Consider the following 16,847-nt stretch of genomic DNA (forward strand, 5'->3'; position numbering starts at 1 on the left):
CTTCGTGATCCATGCCACACCGGAGCGGATCATTCCGATCCCGGGGTTCGACTCCGGCCCGGCGGACGGCATGATGAGGCGTCGCACGTGCCCCACCTGCCCCGGGAGAAACAGACTTGGCCGGAGAGCACCCCGCCATAGCGGCCTGTGCGGCCGCCCCGGGAACGACAGCCTCGGCGGGAGAGGACGCAGCGATAGCCGTGGTCGGCGCGGGTCCCCGCGGCACGAGCGTGCTGGAGCGGATCTGTGCCTCGGCCCCCGAGCTCCTGCCCGAAGGTGCCCGGCTGACCGTGCACATGGTGGACCCGGCACCGCCTGGCGCGGGCCGGGTGTGGCGCACCGCTCAGCCGCGCGAGCTGCTGATGAACACGGTGGCCTCGCAGGTGACCCTGTTCACCGACGACAGCGTGGAGTGCGAGGGCCCGATACGTCCCGGGCCCAGCCTGTACGAGTGGGCGACGGCGCTGGGCACCGCGGACGGCCTCGGCCCCGACGACTATCCGACCCGCGCCTTCTACGGCCGCTATCTGGAGTGGGTGTTCCGGCGGGTGGTGGGCGGCGCGCCGGAGCGGGTGGCGGTTGAGGTGCACGCGGCGCGTGCCGTACGGCTGGAGGAGCGGGCCGGGGGCGAGCAGCTGCTGGTCCTGGAGGACGGCGGTGAACTGGCGGGCCTCACCGCGGTCGTGCTCGCGCAGGGGCACCTCCCGGTGATGCCGGGCGAGGAGGAGGAGCGCCTCTCCTCGTACGCGGCGGCACACGGGCTGCGCTACTACGCGCCCGCGAATCCGGCGGACGTCGACCTGACCCGGATCGCTCCGGGCGAGCCGGTGCTGCTGCGCGGCCTCGGCCTCAACTTCTTCGACCATCTCGCCCTGCTGACGACGGGCCGCGGCGGCCTGTTCACCACCGGGCCCGGCGGCTCGCTGCGCTACCGCCCGTCGGGACGGGAGCCCCGGCTGTACGCGGGTTCGCGGCGCGGCGTTCCGTACCACGCGCGCGGTGACAACGAGAAGGGCGCGCGCGGCCGGCACGAGCCGCTGCTGCTGACCCCCGCGGTGATCGCGGGTTTCCGCACCCGCGCGGAGGCGGGGGACTTCCCCGATTTCCTGGCCGAGGTGTGGCCGCTGGTCGCGAAGGAGGTAGAGACGGTCTACTACGAGGCGCTGTTGACCGGGCGCGGCGAGGCGGTGTTGGCCGGGCGCGGCCCGGCACGGTTCCGCGAGAGGTTCCTCGCCGCCCCGCGCCGGAGCGCCGAAGAGGCCGCCGTGCTGGACGAGTTCGGGATCGCGCCGGACGAGCGGTGGTCGTGGGAGGAGACCGCGTGGCCGTACGGCGACCGGGACTTCGGCGGGGCCGCGGACTTCCGTCGCTGGCTGGTGGGGCATCTGCGGCGGGACGCGGAGCACGCCCGGCTCGGGAACGTCGCAGGACCTGTCAAGGCGGCCCTGGACGTGCTGCGCGATCTGCGCAACGAGCTGCGCCAGATCGTGGACCACGCCGGTCTCTCCGGCCCGTCGCGCCGCGATCACCTCGACCGCTGGTACACGCCGCTCAACGCCTTTCTCTCGATCGGCCCGCCGCGCCACCGGATCGAGGAGCTGGCCGCGCTGATCGAGGCGGGCGTCCTGGACGTGCTCGGGCCCCGGCTCCAGGTGCGCCTCGCCGCACCCGGCGGCGGCCGCGGCTTCACCGCGTACTCCCCCGACGTCCCGGGTTCCGCGGTCACGGTGACGACGCTGATCGAGGCCCGGCTGCCCGAGCCCGACGTGCGCAGGACCAGCGACCCACTGCTGGCGGGGCTGCTCAGGACCGGGGCCTGCCGGCCCCATGTGGCCGACGGCTACGAGACGGGCGGGCTGGACGTGACCCGCAGCCCGTACCGGCTGATCAACGCGCAAGGGCGGGCCCATCCACGGCGGTTCGCGGTCGGGGTGCCCACCGAGGGCGTGCACTGGGTGACGGCGGCGGGGGCCCGGCCGGGGGTCAACTCGGTGACGCTGGCGGACGCCGACGCGGTGGCGCGGGCCGCGCTGAGAGCGGCGGTGCGACAGGGGGGCCTGCATACGACGCTGCGCCGGGCGGTGGCGCCGGCCTGACCGCCCGGGCGGTCGTCGGCCTGACCCGAGCTCGTGGCGCCGGACGCCCCCCCCTGACCCGCCTTGTGGGCGGGGCGGGTTGGGAATCTGCAGCGTGAGAGTGATTCGAACAACATCACGCACCCCGGCAGAACCCCCCGGTCCCCCCAGGCGTACGCTGTATGGCTGTCAAGTGCCGCCCCTGCCGCTTCCCTGCGACGTCGCGGCGGGGGACCGGACGGACAGGGAGAAACGTTGCTGGAGAGTCTGGAGTTCGAGAGCCTGGGCGCTTTGGCCGCCCCGTGGATCTATGTCATCGTCGGGACCTCCGTCCTGCTGGACGTCTTTCTCCCCGTGCTGCCCAGCGGTGTGCTCGTGATCGCCGCGGCAACGGCCGCCGCCGGGACGCAGACCGCAGCGGACGCCGTCGGCGCGACGAACGGCGCCAAAGCCGAAGTCCCGGACATCATGGCCCTGATGCTGTGCGCCGCTACGGCCTCCTGCCTCGGCGACCTGGTCGCGTACCGGCTGGCCTGGCGCGGCGGCGACCGGCTCGACCGGGCCATCGCGCGCTCCCGCCGGCTGACCCGCGCTCAGGACCGGCTCAGTACGGCTCTGATGCGCGGCGGCGGCATGCTCGTCCTCATCGCCCGCTTCGCCCCGGCCGGCCGCTCGGTGGTCAGCCTCGGGGCCGGGGCCATGCACCGCAGGGCGGTCGAATTCCTGCCCTGGTCGGCGCTCGCCGGTCTCGCCTGGGCCGGATACAGCGTCAGCCTCGGCTACTTCGGCGGGCAGTGGCTCGGCGCCACCTGGCTCGCTACGGCGGTGTCGCTTTTCGCTCTCTTCGCGGCGGGCGCGGCCGCGGCGTACGCGCTGCGCCGCCCGGCGGCCGCGCAGCAGCGCAGCGCGTAATTCCGGAGCGGGCGGCCAACCACGGATCGCGCTTCCGTCACGGCACTTCGCGCAGGTAGAGCGCACCGCAGGTGTGGCAGCAGATCTCGCGGGTTCTGCCCCAGTCGTCCTCCGGGCGGGTCGCGGCCCGCGGGTCGAGCTCACGCCCGCACATGGCCGTCGTACCGGTGCCGCGGACCATGTGCCAGACCTTCACGGGGCCGAGGCCTGACGACTCGCCGGAGCCGCGCGCCCCGTACTCCGCCCGCAGTTCGTGCGAGGCATGCACAGCGGCCACAGCCATCCACCCACCCTTCTCTTCGTACCTGCCTTACACGGAATTACGCCGAGGCGCGCTTCTTCGCCGCGGTCTTCTTGGCGGGGGCCTTCTTCGCGGCGGTCTTCTTCGCGGTCGACTTCGTACCGGCCGGCTTCTTCTCCGCGGTCGTCTTCGCCGTCGTCGTCTTCGCCGTCGTCTTCTTCGCCGTCCGGGCCGTCTTCGCCGTCTTCTTGGCGGGCGCCTTCTTCGCCGCCGCCTCCTCCCCCTCGCCCCGCCCCTCCTGAACCGCCTTGACGCTCTTCTCCAGAGCGGCCATCAGGTCGATCACCTTGCCCCTGCCCTCGGCCGGCGCGCCGACCGGCTCCGGCTCGATCCCCTCCAGCTTCGCCGTGACCAGCGCCTCGACGGCCTCCCGGTACTCGTCGTGCAGCTCCTCGATCTCCAGCTCGCCCAGGGTGGCCATGAGAGTGTCGGCGAGGTCCAGCTCCGCGTCCCTGACCTTCACCTTCGCATCGGGGGCTATGCCGGTCGGCTGCCGGATCTCGTCCGGCCACAGCATGGTGTGCAGCACGAGCGCGTCCTCGATCACCCGGATCATGCCGAGCGTCTCGCGCCCCCGCAGCGCGAGCTTGGCGATGGCCACCTTCTGGCTGCGGTTGAGGGCCTCGCGCAGCAGCACGTACGGCTTGGCCGCCCCCGCGCCGTCGGCGGCGAGGTAGTACGAGCGATCGAGCTGGAGCGGGTCGATGGTGTCGCCCGGGACGAAGGCCAGGATGTCGACGGTCTTGGCGGTGGGCAGCGGCAGTGACTCGAGTTCTTCGTCGGAGAGCGGCACGGTGGTGCCGTCCGGAGCCTCGAAAGCCTTGGTGATCTCCTCGTTCGGCACCTCCGTCTCCTCGAGCTCGCAGATCTTGCGATAGCGGATCCGCCCGCCGTCGGAGGCGTGCACCTGGCGGAAGGAGACGGAGTGGCTCTCCGTGGCCCCGAACACCTTGATGGGGATGTTGACCAGGCCGAAGGATATGGAACCTTTCCATATAGATCGCATGATTCATCCCTTTCATGGGATTCTCATGGTATGTCGCAGATGACGGAGGTGGAGGGACGGCGGCTGTCCCTGAGCAACCTGGACAAGGTGCTCTATCCGACCGGCTTCACCAAAGCCGAAGTCCTGCACTACTACGCCACTACCGCCGACGCCCTCCTCCCCCACCTCCGCGACCGCCCGCTGTCCTTCCTCCGCTATCCGGACGGCGCGGAGGGCGAGCACTTCTTCGCGAAAAACCTGCCGCTCGGCACGCCCGACTGGGTGAAGACCGCCGTCGTGCCGCGCTCGGGCGCGGGCGAGACCGGCCGGCACGTCCTGGTCCAGGACCTGCCGACGCTGATGTGGGCGGCCAACCTGGTCACCGAGTTCCACACCCCGCAGTGGAAGGCGCAGGCGCCCGGGATGGCGGACCGGCTCGTCTTCGACCTCGACCCGGGGGCGCCCGCGACGATCGTCGAGTGCTGCGCGGTGGCCCGGTGGCTGGGCGACCGGCTCGCGGCCGACGGCCTCGAGGTCTTCGCGAAGTCCAGCGGAGCCAAGGGCCTGCACATCCTGGCCGCGCTGGAACCCGTACCGTCCGAGCGGGTCACGGCGTACGCGAAGGCGCTCGCGGTCGAGGCGGAGCGCGAGCTGCGGGGCCTGGCCATCCACCGCATGGCCCGAAATCTGCGCCCCGGGAAGGTCTTCGTCGACTGGAGCCAGAACACGGCCGCCAAGACCACGGCCGCCCCCTACACGCTGCGGGCCCGCCCGGAACCGACCGTGTCCGCGCCCGTGACCTGGGACGAGGTCGAGGCCTGCGCGGACGCCGGTGAACTGGTCTTCGTGGCCGGTGACATCCTGCCGCGCCTCGAGGAGTACGGCGACCTGCTCGCCCCGCTCGTCGATCCCGCACACGCCCGCCCGCTGCCGGAAGCGCTCGGGTGAGCCCTCAGCTCCGGCCGCCCGTACGGGTCGCTCTGGCCCGCTCGGTGAACGCGCTGCCGCGCGGGAAGTACGCGTACGAGCCGAAGTTCGACGGCCACCGGCTCGTCGTCTTCCGCACCGAGCAGGGCGTACAGCTCCAGGCCCGCTCCGGGCGGGTGGTCACCGACTCCTTCCCCGACCTCGCGCGGGCGGCGGAGGCGCTCCCGGCCGGTACGGTCCTCGACGGCGAGGTGGTCGTCTGGACGGGCGGGCGGATCGACTTCGCCGCCGTCCAGAAGCGCGCGCTGGCGGGCCGCACCCGCGCCGCCGCCCTCGCCCGTGAACTCCCCGCCTCCTACGCGGCCTTCGACCTGCTCGGCACCGGCTCCTCGGATCTGCGGCGGCTGCCGTACGAGCGGCGGCGCGCCGCCCTGGTCGAGCTGCTCGCACCGCTGGGGCCGCCGCTGCAGGCCGTGCCGATGACCACGGACCCGGAGACGGCGGCCACCTGGTACGAGTCGCTGCGCGCGGCCGGCGTCGAGGGGCTCGTGATGAAGCGGCTCGACCACCCCTACCGCGGCGGCCGCCGCGACTGGCAGAAGCTGCGGCACTCCGAGACGCGCGACGCCGTGGTCGTCGGCTACACCGGTCCCCGCGCCCGCCCCAGGAACCTCGTCCTGGTGCTGCCAGGCGACGACACCCCCGCCGTCTCCGGCCGCCTGCCGCCCTGGCTTCAGGCCAGGCTCGCGGAGTTGCTGGGCGGGGACGGCGGTACGGAGACCACGCCCGACGGCACGATCTACACCCCGGTCTCCCCGGACCTGACGGTAGAGGTGTCCCAGACGGCCACCCACACGCCCGTCACGACGGTGGTCCGGCTGCGCGGTCCGGAGTAGCGGCGTTCGTGGTGCGGGCCGGGCCACCGGGGTGGAACTCCCGCCCCGCACGGACGAATCGCGGGGTCGTCGCCCGTGGCCCGGGTGCACCGGGCGATATATCGGGAGGAGACATAGGAGGCCCGGACACGAGGTCTGTTCATCTCCGTCTCCCGGGAGGCCGACATGGCGGGGACACCCACCCGTACAGCCCGTATCGCACTCGCCTGCGCACTCGCCGCGGCTTTTCTGCTCGGCGGGACCCGCGCCGCGGGCGCCCCGCCCGGCGCCCGGCCCGGCGTGCCGCTGCCGGAGCGGATGGCCGACACCGGGGGCGGCACCCAGCTGATCACCGCCGAGGCCCCCGGCCCTGCCTCCACGACCGGCACGGTGACCTGGTGGCAGAAGCGGGACGGCAGATGGCGGAAGGCCGGGTCGTCCGCCGCGCGGTTCGGCGCGGGCGGCCTGGTCGAGGGCGGGAGCAGGAAGCAGGGCACCTCGACCACGCCCACCGGGCTGTACGACCTGCCCTTCGCCTTCGGCACGGAGGCGGCCCCGGGCGGGACCTCCGTCCCGTACCGGAGGGTCACCGGACGGTCCTGGTGGTGCCAGGACGCCGGCTCGGCCTCGTACAACCGGTGGGTCGAGCCACTGCCGCGCGACTGCGCCGCGAAGGACGCCGAGCGCCTGGCCTCGTACCCCACCCAGTACGCCCGGGCGCTGGTGATCGGCTTCAACTACACGCGGCCGGTCAGGGGGCGCGGCGCGGGGATCTTCCTGCATGTGAACGGGCGGGGCGCGACGGCCGGATGCGTGTCGGTGCCCCGCCCGGCGATGGACGCGATCCTGGCCTGGGCCGATCCGGCGGCCCGGCCGCACATCGCGATGGGCACCCGGTCGGGACCCACGGCGATCAGTCGGTACTGACAGAACCGGCATAAGCTGAGCAGGTGGGCTGTACTCCGGCGGGAGGGAGGCCGATGTGACTCCTGTGGCCAGTGAGGTCTACAGAACGGGCAGTCCCCGTTACCTCCCCATCGCCGAGCACGGACTGATCGGCGACCTGCGCACCGCCGCGCTGGTCGGTACGAACGGCACCATCGACTGGTACTGCTGCCCCCGCTTCGACGCGCCCAGCGTCTTCGCCTCGATCCTGGACACCGAGCGCGGCGGCTCCTTCGAGCTGGCCGCGGATGTGCCGGCCCGTACGAAGCAGTTCTACTTCCCCGACACCAACGTCCTGATCACCCGCTTCTTCGCCGAGGACGGGGTGGGCGAGATCCAGGACTTCATGCCGATCGCCGACGCCGTCGACTCGCGCGAGACCGACCGGCACCGCCTGATCCGGCGCGTGGTGTGCGTCCGCGGCTCCCTGCCGTTCCGGGCGCGGGTGGCACCCCGCTTCGACTACGGGGAGCAGCAGCACACCGTACGCGTCACGGAGCAGGGCCAGGCCGTCTTCGAGTCCCGCTCCCTCTCGCTCGCCCTGACGTCCAGCGTGCCGCTCGAGACTCAAGGCCCGGATGCGTGGGCGCTGTTCAAGCTGCACGAGGGCGAGCAGGCGGTGTTCGCCCTCGACCGGGTGGGCGGGGACGTCACGATCCGCTCGTGCCCGAAACGCGAGGCGGAGGAGCTGTTCGAGGCCACGGTGCGGTACTGGCGGAGCTGGCTGTCGGCGTCGAAGTACCGCGGGCGCTGGCGCGAGATGGTGCACCGGTCCGCCCTCACCCTGAAGCTGCTCACCTACGCGCCGACCGGCGCGATCGTCGCGGCCCCGACCACCAGCCTGCCCGAGCAGATCGGCGGCGAACGCAACTGGGACTACCGGTACGTCTGGGTCCGGGACGCCGCCTTCTGCGTGTACGCGCTGCTCAGGCTCGGTTTCACCGACGAGGCCGAGGCCTTCACGCACTTCCTGTCCGACCGGGTGGGCCTGCGCCCCTGCCCGGCGGGCGGTCCGCTGCAGATCATGTACGGCATCGACGGGAGGAGCGAGCTGCCCGAGCGCGAGCTGAGCCACCTCGAGGGCTACCTGGGCTCGGCCCCCGTACGGGTGGGCAACGACGCCGTCAACCAGCTCCAGCTGGACATCTACGGCGCCCTCGTCGACTCGCTCTACCTCTACGACAAGTGGGGCCAGCCGATCTCCAGCGACCTCTGGGACACCGTCTGCGAGCTGGTCGACTGGGTCTGCGACCACTGGGACCAGCCGGACGAGGGCATCTGGGAGACCCGCGGCGGGCGGAAGAACTTCCTCTACTCGCGGCTGATGTGCTGGGTGGCGATCGAGCGGGCCATCCGGATGGCCAACCGCCGGGGCCTGCCCGCCGACATGCAGCGCTGGCCCCGGAACCGCGACATGATCTACCGGCAGATCATGAGCAAGGGCTGGTCGGTGGAGCGGAATGCGTTCGTCCAGCACGAGGACGACGACGTGCTCGACGCGTCCGTGCTGATGATGCCGCTGGCGAAGTTCATCTCGCCCACCGACCCGAAGTGGCTGTCCACGCTGGACACGCTCGGCGAGGTGCTGGTCTCCGACTCCCTGGTCTACCGCTACGACCCGCAGGCCAGTCCGGACGGGCTGCGCGGCGAGGAGGGCACGTTCTCGATCTGCTCCTTCTGGTACGTCGAGGCCCTGGCCCGGGCCGGCCGCCGGGACGAGGCGCGGCTCGCCTTCGAGAAGATGCTCACGTACGCCAACCACCTCGGCCTCTACGCGGAGGAGATCGGCCGCACCGGCGAGCAACACGGCAACTTCCCGCAGGCCTTCACCCACCTGGCACTGATCAGCGCGGCCTTCAACCTGGACCGGGCGCTGGGCTGAGCACCCTCCGTGTGTCCTGCCCGCGTACGGCGCGGCGGCGGGGTCTGATGTCTCCGTGGCACAGCCTGAGAAGCCCGCGACAGCTGGGATCCCTGGGACAGCTGGAACATCTGAGGCGGGGGATCAGGGGCTCCCGCGGTGCGCGCGCGACGGCCTGCTGATCCTCGCCGTCGCGGGCGTGTACTACGGGTCCGCCAAGGTCGGGCTGCTGCAGGAGCTCGTCCGCGGGCAGGTCACTCCCCTCTGGCCACCGACCGGCATCGCCCTCGCCTGCCTGCTGATCTTCGGTCTGCGCTGCTGGCCGGGGATCGTGATCGGCGCCCTCCTGGTCAATGTGCCGCTCGGCCCGGCGGGATGGGTGTTCGCGATCGCCGCGGGCAACACGCTCGCGCCCCTCGCCTCGTACGCACTGCTCCGCCGCGCCGGTTTCCGCATCGAGCTGGACCGGCTGCGGGACGCGCTGGCGCTGGTGTTCCTCGGCGCCCTGCTCGGCATGCTGGTCAGCTCGACCCTCGGCAGCAGCGTGCTGGTGATCTCCGGGGCGCTGCCGGCGGACGAGTTCTGGCCCGCGTGGTCGGTGTGGTGGACGGGTGACGCGATGGGTGTGCTGGTCGTGGCCCCACTGCTGTTCGTCCTGCGCACGGCGCGGCCGGGGCGCGTCCCCGCCTGGCGGTGGGCGGAGGCGGCGGTGCTGCTCGCGGGTGCGGCGGCGGTGGAGCTCGTGGCGCTGACCGGCACGCTCGACGTGCTCTTCCTCGTCTTTCCGTTCCTGATCTGGGCCGCCCTCCGGCTCCAGCTCCCTGGGGCCGCGCCGTGTGTCCTGATCGTCTCCCTGCTCGCGATCGTCGCGGCGGGGAACAGCTCGGGCCCGTTCTCCGGGCACGATCTCCTCTCCCAGATGGTGACGTTGCAGGCGCTCAACGGCTCGGCGGCGCTGACCGCCCTCCTGCTCGCCGCCATCGTCACCGAGCGGGACCGGACCCGCGAGAGGATCGAGGCGGTCTGCGTTCAGCTCGCCGAGGTGGTGGTCCGCCTCTCGCCGGGCGAGGACAAGCGGACCTGAGGCCCCCGCTAGTCGATGCGCTGCTGTATCGCATCCAGGCAGCGGCCCAGCGCCGCGTCCGCCTCCGGCCCGAAGGCGGCATGCGCCAGGATCTGAGCGAGCAGACCGAGCCCGGCGACCAGGTCGTCGTCGGAACTCGTCTCCAGGATCGCCCTGGCCCCGTCGTCGTCATCCGCGAGCAGAGCCCGCGTGAGCGCTGTCGCAGCGGCGAGCTGGTCGTACGTCGTGGCGTCCATCCGGATCATCTTCTTCGGACTACGAGTCCAGTGTTACGCCGATGCGCTGCCGCCTGCGATGCCCCACGACCCCGTTCGCCTCGTTGTCACGTCACTTCGTCTCGTCGGCCGGGCCGATGTGCTCGCCCGGCGTCGCGAGTTCCTCGACCGCCCCTGCGGTGACCACCGCACCAGTGGACTTCCTGCCGCGACGCAGCCTGCCCTCCAGCCAGGTCGCGAAGGTGGTGAGCGCGAAGTTCAGCAGGACGAACATGACGGCGACGACGGTGAAGCTGGCGATGGTGTTCGCACCGTAGTTCGCGCTCATCGGGCGGACCGATGCGAGCAGTTCGGAGAAGCCGAGCAGCGCGCCACCGAGGGCGGTGTCCTTCACGATGACCACCATCTGGCTGACGATCGCCGGCAGCATCGCGGTTACCGACTGCGGCAGCAGTACGTACCGCATGGTCTGCCCCTTGCGCATGCCGATCGCCTTGGCCGCGTCGGTCTGACCTGTGGGCAGGGAGAGGATGCCGGCCCGCACCACCTCGGCGAGCACCGAAGCGTTGTAGAGGACGAGACCGGTGACCACGGCGTACAGCGGCCGGGTGTCAGGGCTGATGTCGGTGTACCGGGCGTACGCCGCGTTGGCGAAGAACATCAGGATGAGCACGGGGATGGCGCGGAAGAACTCCACGACGCCGCCGGCCACGCCGCGCGCCCACCAGTGGTCGGAGAGCCGGGCGATACCGAAGAGCGCTCCGAGAGGCAGCGCGATGACCATGGCGAGGGAGGCGCTCTTCAGGGTGTTCTCGAGCCCTGGCCAGAGGTATGTCGACCAGGCGCGGGAGTCGGTGAAGAACGGCTTCCACTTGACCCATTCGAGCTGGTTCTTGTCGGCGAGACTCTGGAGCACCCACCAGATGAGCGCCGCGAGGGCGACGAGGAACACCACCGTGTACACGACGTTTCGCCGCTTGGCGCGCGGGCCCGGGGCGTCGTACAGGACGGAGGTCATCGCTTCACCGCCACCTTCTTGCTCACCCAGCCGAGGATCAGACCGGTCGGGAGGGTCAGGCAGATGAAGCCGAACGCGAAGAGGGCGGAGATGAGAAAGAGCTGAGCCTCGTTCTCGATCATTGTCCGCATCAGCAACGCGGCCTCGGCGACACCGATTGCCGCCGCCACCGTGGTGTTCTTGGTCAGCGCGATCAGCACACTCGCCAGCGGACCCACCACCGACCGGAAGGCCTGCGGAAGGATGATCAGCCACAGCACCTGGGTGAAGTTCAGGCCGATGGCGCGCGCCGCCTCCGTCTGACCGACGGGGACCGTGTTGATGCCGGACCTCACTGCCTCGCAGACGAAGGCGGAGGTGTAGACGGTCAGGCCGAGCACGGCGAGCCTGAAGTTGATGGTCTCGAAGTCGTCGGCGCCGAGGCTGACGCTGAGCGTCTGGAAGAGGCCGAGCGAGGTGAAGACGATGATCACCGTCAGCGGAATGTTCCTCACGATGTTGACATAACCGGTGCCGAAGGCGCGCATCAGTGGCACCGGGCTGACCCTCATGGCAGCCAGGAGCGTTCCCCAGATCAGGGAGCCGATGGCGGAGTAGACGGTGAGCTGTACCGTCACCCAGAAGGCCCCCAGCAGGTCGTAACCCTCAAGAAAGTCGAACACGATCTCCCGCACTTCCGCGTGTGTGGAGGGCGTGGCGCGCCGCCTTTTGTGGGCGGCGCGCCTGTAGTGCTCTGTTTCAGCCGACGGTGCTTCAGCTGACGATATTGCCGATCTTCGGGGCGGGCTCGTTCTTGTAGTTGGCCGGGCCGAAGTTGTCCTTCACGGCCTTGTCCCACGCGCCGTCCGCCACCATCTTCTCCAGGGCCGTGTTGATCTCGTTCTTGAGTTCGCTGCCCTTCTCGACGCCGATGCCGTAGTTCTCGTTGCTCAGCTTGAAGCCGCCCAGCTTGAACTTGCCCTTGAACTCCGCCTGCGCGGCGTAACCGGCGAGGATCGAGTCGTCAGTGGTCACGGCGTCGATGACCTGGTTCTCCAGACCGGTCAGGCACTCCGAGTAGCCGCCGTACTCCTGCAACTGGGCCTGCGGCGCAAGCTCCGTCTTGACGTTCTGCGCGGAGGTCGACCCGGTGACCGAGCAGAGCTTCTTGTCGTTCAGGTCTGCGGGCTGGGCGATGGAGTCGTCGTCCGCCCGGACCAGGATGTCCTGGTGTGCCAGGAGGTAGGGGCCGGCGAAGTCGACTTTCTGCTGACGCTCCGGGGTGATCGAGTAGGAGGCCGCGATGAAGTCGACGTCGCCACGCTGGAGCAGCGTCTCGCGGTCGGCACTCTTGGCTTCCTTCCACTCGATGTCGCCGGGCTCGTAGCCGAGCTCCTTGGCGACGTACGTGGCGACGTCGACGTCGAAGCCGGTGTACTTGCCGTCCGGAGTCTGCAAGCCGATGCCCGGCTGGTCGAACTTGATACCGACCGTGATCTTCTTGCCGTCGCCGGCACCGCCGTCGCCTCCGTTATCGCCGCAGGCTGACGCGGTCAGGGACAGCGCGACCGCAGCGGCGGCCGCAAGGGAGACCTTATGAAGTTTCATGGTTGAACTTCCCCAGGGATTGACGTGTGGAGATTGATCTGCCGAGCGGGACGGGTTCACGGCGTCGGGCTCAGTGGTGAAGGATCTTCGACAGGAAGTCCTTGGCACGGTCGCTGTTCGGGTTGCTGAAGAACTGGTCGGGCGTCGTCTCCTCCACGATCCGTCCGTCCGCCATGAACACGACACGGTTCGCAGCCGAGCGGGCGAATCCCATCTCGTGTGTGACGACGACCATGGTCATTCCGTCACGGGCGAGCTGCTGCATCACCTCCAGCACCTCATTGATCATCTCGGGGTCGAGCGCCGAGGTCGGCTCGTCGAAGAGCATGATCTTCGGGTCCATGGCCAGAGCTCTGGCGATCGCCACGCGCTGCTGCTGGCCACCGGAGAGCTGCGCGGGGTACTTGTCCGCCTGATCAGCGACACCCACCCGGTCGAGGAGCGAGCGCGCCCGCCCCACGGCCGCCTTCTTGTCCTTCTTGCGAACCTTGACCTGGCCCAGCATCACGTTCTCCAGCACGGTCTTGTGCGCGAAGAGGTTGAAGGACTGGAAGACCATGCCCACATCGGCCCGCAGACTGGCCAGCTCACGGCCCTCCGCGGGCAGCGGCCTGCCGTCGATGGCGATCCCGCCCGAGTCGATGGTCTCCAAGCGGTTGATGACACGGCACAGCGTGGACTTTCCACCCCCGGAGGGCCCGATGACGACGACAACCTCGCCACGGGCGATGGTCAGGTCGATGTCCTGGAGCACATGCAGCGCACCGAAGTGCTTGTTGACCTTGTTCATCACGACCAGGGCACTCTCCATGCCCGGCACGGCATCTTCCTTGGTCACTGATACTCCGCTCATCGGCTCCTTACTCCGTCCTCCTCGAGTCGGTCGGCACACTGACGACCAAGCACGAAGCGGGTGCAGCAGCGGGGAAGCCACGGTCAGGGAACGAGGACTGACCGAGGCGTCCTGGACCTCCCATGGGATGGAGCGCCCACTCGATCCGGAATAATGCAGCGCTATGTCAACATTTTGGCCCATACGGGGTGGTATGTGAGCCCGCCACGCTGAAAATGAGCTGGTCCGGGAGCGCCGCCCATGCGCGGGCGAGGACTGCGGCACATCGTGGAGCCCGGTCCGTACGGACGTCGTCGCCCTCAGTCACATGGCATCAATCTCGGTCTCCTCGATCCTGAAGACGGCACGGCGACTGCCACCGCGCTCGACTACGAGAAGCGCGACTTTCGTCGTACGCGCAGGGACTCCTCGATGATTGGGAGGCTGACCTTCAGCGCCTGCACGCAGCACGGACTGCCTGCTCGGTCGCCCGAGACGAGGATCGCGCGGCCGGAGAAGACGCTGAAACCCGCGGGTGGGATCTTGCTCTGGAGATCGTCGACGCGGCTGCAGCCATGCTCAGTGAGGCCGAGGTCGTCGACGACGATTCACGTCGGCGCTTCCTCGAGACCCTGCATGCGCTGAGGCGGCGCGCGAGCGTGGTGGGCACGACGCTTGCGGGCACCGTCTCGCGCAATGCGAAACCGGCACCTACCTGGGCGACTGGTTGGAAATTCGCATCCATCTCGGCGAGGAGACAGTCGGTGAGCTGAGATATCAGATATGTGAGCAGTACCGAAGCGGCAGATCGCCAAGCTGTCAATCGACGGAGAAGTACAGGAACTTGGTCTTGGCGGAACTGCCATCCGCCGTCTGCGACGCGGGTACGGCCCCGGCTATGCGTGGGTCACTTCAGGGCAGTACGACACCGCGGAGTCCTTCTGGGCGCGGTACGGCCTGAAGGCCGGCTCAGGCTGTGAGCATCTGCAGTGATGTCCGGGCGTCGCCGGCGCCGTCGCGCCATCCCTCCTGCCCTCAACGCTCCGACGTGTATTGGCCTTCGACCTCGGTACGCACCACCTACACCGCAGGCCCCAGCCCTACCTCCAGCTCGGCGAGAGCCCGTTCCGCTCCGGACCACGTCGCCGACGCGCACCACCAGTCGGCCGCCCCGAGCCCGCAGGGCCGCGTCGAGGTCGGCCAGGCTGTCGGCGAGGAACGCCGCGCGGTTGGGTACGGCGAAGCCGGTGCGGCGGATGCCGGTGTCGACGACGAAGAGCGGGACCACGCGTTCCGGTCCCTCAGAGCAGCCTTCAGGACCGGGTTGTCGTGCACCCGCAGGTCCGCGGTGAACAGGGCGACGGAGACGCGCACGGTTCCTTGAGCCCCCTCAGGGGGTACGGGCCGGTTCAGGGGCGGCCGATTCTGCCGCGGTGGCGATGTTGCGGGCCATGCCGCCGAAGACTGCGGCGTGGAAGGGGGCCACGCCCCACCAGTAGGCGTGCCCGGCCAGGCCGTGCGGATGGAACAGGGCCCGCTGCCGGTACACCGTGCGCCCCTGTGGATCCCGGTCGACGGCCATCTCCAGCCAGGCCAGGCCCGGCAGCCGCATCTCCGCGCGCAGCCGGAGCAGCCGGCCCGGCTCGATCTCCTCCACTCGCCAGAAGTCCAGGCTGTCGCCGACCCGCAGCCGGGTCGCGTCCCGGCGGCCCCGGCGCAGGCCGACACCGCCCACCAGGGTGTCCAGCCAGCCCCGCAGGGACCAGGCCAGCGGCGAGGAGTACCAGCCGTTCTCGCCGCCGATCGCCTCCACCACCCGCCACAGCGCCTGCGGCGACGCCGCGACCGTGCGCTCGCGGTGATCCGTGTAGAGGCTCCCGCCCGCCCAGTCGGGGTCGGTCGGCAGCGGGTCGCTGGGGGCGCGGGGAGTCGAGGCCGAGGACCACCTGGTGGCCACGTCCGCGTCCTGCACGCGCCTCAGAGCCAGCCGGATCGCCCGGTCGAGGGTGACCGGTCCCTCCGGCGGGTCCGGCACGTAACGGACGATGTCCCGCTCGGCGCAGACCACCTCGTGCTTCAGTGACTCGACCAGCGGACGCGCGAGAGCGCCCGGCACCGGGGTGACCAGACCGACCCAGAGGCTGGACAACCGGGGGGTGAGCAGCGGAACGGGAAGGATGACCCGCTTCGGCAGCTCCGCGATGGCGGCGTACCGCCGCATCATCTCCTGGTACGTGACGACGTCTGGCCCGCCGATGTCGAAGGCTCGGTTCACGTCGTACGGCAGCCGCGCGCACCCCACGAGGAGGCGGAGCACGTCGCGGACGGCGATCGGCTGGATGCGGGTGCGCACCCAGCTCGGGGTCACCATCACGGGGAGCCGCTCGGTCAGATAGCGCAGCATCTCGAACGAGACCGAACCCGACCCGATGATCACGGCTGCCCGCAGTACGGCGGTCGGCACGCCCGACGCCAGGAGGATGCGGCCCACTTCGGCGCGGGATCGCAGATGGGGTGACAGTGCGTGCTCGGGTACTCCGGAAGGGCTCAGCCCGCCGAGGTAGACGATCCGCCGGATTCCGGCGGCACGCGCCTGCTCACCGAAGATCCTGGCCGCGCGCCGGTCGGTCTCCTCGAAACCCCGCCCGGTGCCCAGCGCGTGCACCAGGTAGTACGCGACGTCCATTCCCTCCATGGCCGCGCGCACGGACTCCTCGTCCGTCACGTCCCCGCGCACGGCCTCCGCCCGCCCGGCCCACGGATGATCCCACAGCTTGCCGGGCGAGCGGGCCAGGCAGCGCACCGAGTACCCGGCGGCCAGCAACTCCGGCACCAGCCTGCCGCCCAGGTAACCGGTGGCGCCGGTGACCAGACAGCGCAGCGGCCGGTCGTCGTCGGTCATGCCGATCGCACTCATGCCGGTCGAGTGCGCCGTGTCCGGCGACGCCCGGCGGGCCGGGCCGCAAGAAACGTCATGCCTCTCATGTCTTCCCGGGACGTGCCCCTCCGAGGGGCTCTGTCACTGTTCCCCTGAGCCCATGCTTGGGGCCGAGGACGAGCACCGCAACCTCGCCGATCCCGGACGGAGGGCGACAGCGGGGGTCGGCGCACGGGCTTGGTGCCGACCGCCAAGAGCACCAGTACGCCTTCCACGGCTACGACGGGCAGGCACTGCTCGGCGATCGTCGCCAGTTCGACCGACACCTTCTATGACATGGATCGCACAGGGG

At 70.4% G+C, this 16,847-nt stretch carries 16 protein-coding genes; 7 read left to right on the forward strand and 9 right to left on the reverse strand.

The genetic code is table 11. The features are described 5' to 3' along the window. Positions 1 to 116: 116 nt before the first annotated feature. Positions 117 to 2,096 carry an FAD/NAD(P)-binding protein gene (locus tag ACTWP8_RS01315; protein WP_443320271.1) on the forward strand — a complete coding sequence of 660 codons (1,980 nt, stop codon included), beginning with the start codon at positions 117 to 119 and terminating at the stop codon, positions 2,094 to 2,096. A 234-nt stretch (positions 2,097 to 2,330) separates the two neighbouring features. Further along, positions 2,331 to 2,987 (forward strand): DedA family protein, encoded by a 657-nt coding sequence (locus ACTWP8_RS01320; RefSeq protein ID WP_443320272.1) that lies wholly within the window; start codon positions 2,331 to 2,333, stop codon positions 2,985 to 2,987. A 37-nt stretch (positions 2,988 to 3,024) separates the two neighbouring features. Here ACTWP8_RS01320 and ACTWP8_RS01325 read toward each other — a convergent pair whose 3' ends face one another. Continuing rightward, a complete protein-coding gene (locus ACTWP8_RS01325) occupies positions 3,025 to 3,270 on the reverse strand; it encodes a hypothetical protein (RefSeq protein ID WP_443320273.1) in 246 nt (81 codons plus the stop codon). A gap of 37 nt (positions 3,271 to 3,307) precedes the next feature. Beyond that, complete coding sequence (gene ku, locus ACTWP8_RS01330; protein WP_443320274.1) at positions 3,308 to 4,294, reverse strand: non-homologous end joining protein Ku; 987 nt, start codon at positions 4,292 to 4,294, stop codon at positions 3,308 to 3,310. A 30-nt stretch (positions 4,295 to 4,324) separates the two neighbouring features. Between ku and ligD the strand changes: the two genes are divergently transcribed. The 5 genes from ligD to ACTWP8_RS01355 all read left to right on the forward strand — a co-directional run bounded on the left by ligD (position 4,325) and on the right by ACTWP8_RS01355 (position 9,965). Continuing rightward, positions 4,325 to 5,221 carry a non-homologous end-joining DNA ligase gene (gene ligD / locus ACTWP8_RS01335; protein ID WP_443320275.1) on the forward strand — a complete coding sequence of 299 codons (897 nt, stop codon included), beginning with the start codon at positions 4,325 to 4,327 and terminating at the stop codon, positions 5,219 to 5,221. Then, positions 5,218 to 6,096: an ATP-dependent DNA ligase gene (locus ACTWP8_RS01340; protein ID WP_443320276.1), complete on the forward strand. Its 879-nt coding sequence runs from the start codon at positions 5,218 to 5,220 to the stop codon at positions 6,094 to 6,096. The genes ligD and ACTWP8_RS01340 overlap by 4 nt, the downstream gene beginning before the upstream one ends. 165 nt (positions 6,097 to 6,261) lie before the next feature. Continuing rightward, complete coding sequence (locus tag ACTWP8_RS01345; protein WP_443320277.1) at positions 6,262 to 7,002, forward strand: L,D-transpeptidase family protein; 741 nt, start codon at positions 6,262 to 6,264, stop codon at positions 7,000 to 7,002. Between the two features lie 55 nt (positions 7,003 to 7,057). Then, positions 7,058 to 8,902 carry a glycoside hydrolase family 15 protein gene (locus ACTWP8_RS01350; RefSeq protein WP_443320278.1) on the forward strand — a complete coding sequence of 615 codons (1,845 nt, stop codon included), beginning with the start codon at positions 7,058 to 7,060 and terminating at the stop codon, positions 8,900 to 8,902. Positions 8,903 to 9,056: 154 nt separating this feature from the next. Continuing rightward, complete coding sequence (locus ACTWP8_RS01355; protein WP_443320443.1) at positions 9,057 to 9,965, forward strand: MASE1 domain-containing protein; 909 nt, start codon at positions 9,057 to 9,059, stop codon at positions 9,963 to 9,965. 8 nt (positions 9,966 to 9,973) lie between these two features. Here the strand turns inward: ACTWP8_RS01355 and ACTWP8_RS01360 are convergent, their stop codons facing one another. The 7 genes from ACTWP8_RS01360 to ACTWP8_RS01390 form a co-directional block, all read right to left on the reverse strand. Further along, the gene (locus tag ACTWP8_RS01360; RefSeq protein WP_443317188.1) at positions 9,974 to 10,201 is read right to left on the reverse strand and encodes a hypothetical protein; all 228 of its coding nucleotides are present in this window, start codon (positions 10,199 to 10,201) and stop codon (positions 9,974 to 9,976) included. Between the two features lie 91 nt (positions 10,202 to 10,292). Further along, positions 10,293 to 11,198: an amino acid ABC transporter permease gene (locus ACTWP8_RS01365; RefSeq protein WP_443320279.1), complete on the reverse strand. Its 906-nt coding sequence runs from the start codon at positions 11,196 to 11,198 to the stop codon at positions 10,293 to 10,295. Then, positions 11,195 to 11,860, reverse strand: a complete 666-nt coding sequence (locus tag ACTWP8_RS01370; RefSeq protein ID WP_443320444.1) for an amino acid ABC transporter permease — start codon at positions 11,858 to 11,860, stop codon at positions 11,195 to 11,197. The genes ACTWP8_RS01365 and ACTWP8_RS01370 overlap by 4 nt, the downstream gene beginning before the upstream one ends. Before the next feature lie 91 nt (positions 11,861 to 11,951). Further along, complete coding sequence (locus ACTWP8_RS01375) at positions 11,952 to 12,785, reverse strand: glutamate ABC transporter substrate-binding protein (protein ID WP_443320280.1); 834 nt, start codon at positions 12,783 to 12,785, stop codon at positions 11,952 to 11,954. Between the two features lie 70 nt (positions 12,786 to 12,855). Then, complete coding sequence (locus ACTWP8_RS01380; RefSeq protein ID WP_443320445.1) at positions 12,856 to 13,596, reverse strand: amino acid ABC transporter ATP-binding protein; 741 nt, start codon at positions 13,594 to 13,596, stop codon at positions 12,856 to 12,858. A gap of 928 nt (positions 13,597 to 14,524) precedes the next feature. Then, positions 14,525 to 14,905, reverse strand: coding sequence for a deoxyribodipyrimidine photo-lyase (locus tag ACTWP8_RS01385; protein ID WP_443320281.1), 381 nt, complete (start codon positions 14,903 to 14,905; stop codon positions 14,525 to 14,527). 102 nt (positions 14,906 to 15,007) lie between these two features. After that, complete coding sequence (locus ACTWP8_RS01390) at positions 15,008 to 16,534, reverse strand: SDR family oxidoreductase (protein ID WP_443320282.1); 1,527 nt, start codon at positions 16,532 to 16,534, stop codon at positions 15,008 to 15,010. Positions 16,535 to 16,847 lie beyond the last annotated feature (313 nt).

This window comes from Streptomyces sp. 7N604, assembly GCF_052245475.1.
Taxonomy (GTDB): domain Bacteria; phylum Actinomycetota; class Actinomycetes; order Streptomycetales; family Streptomycetaceae; genus Streptomyces.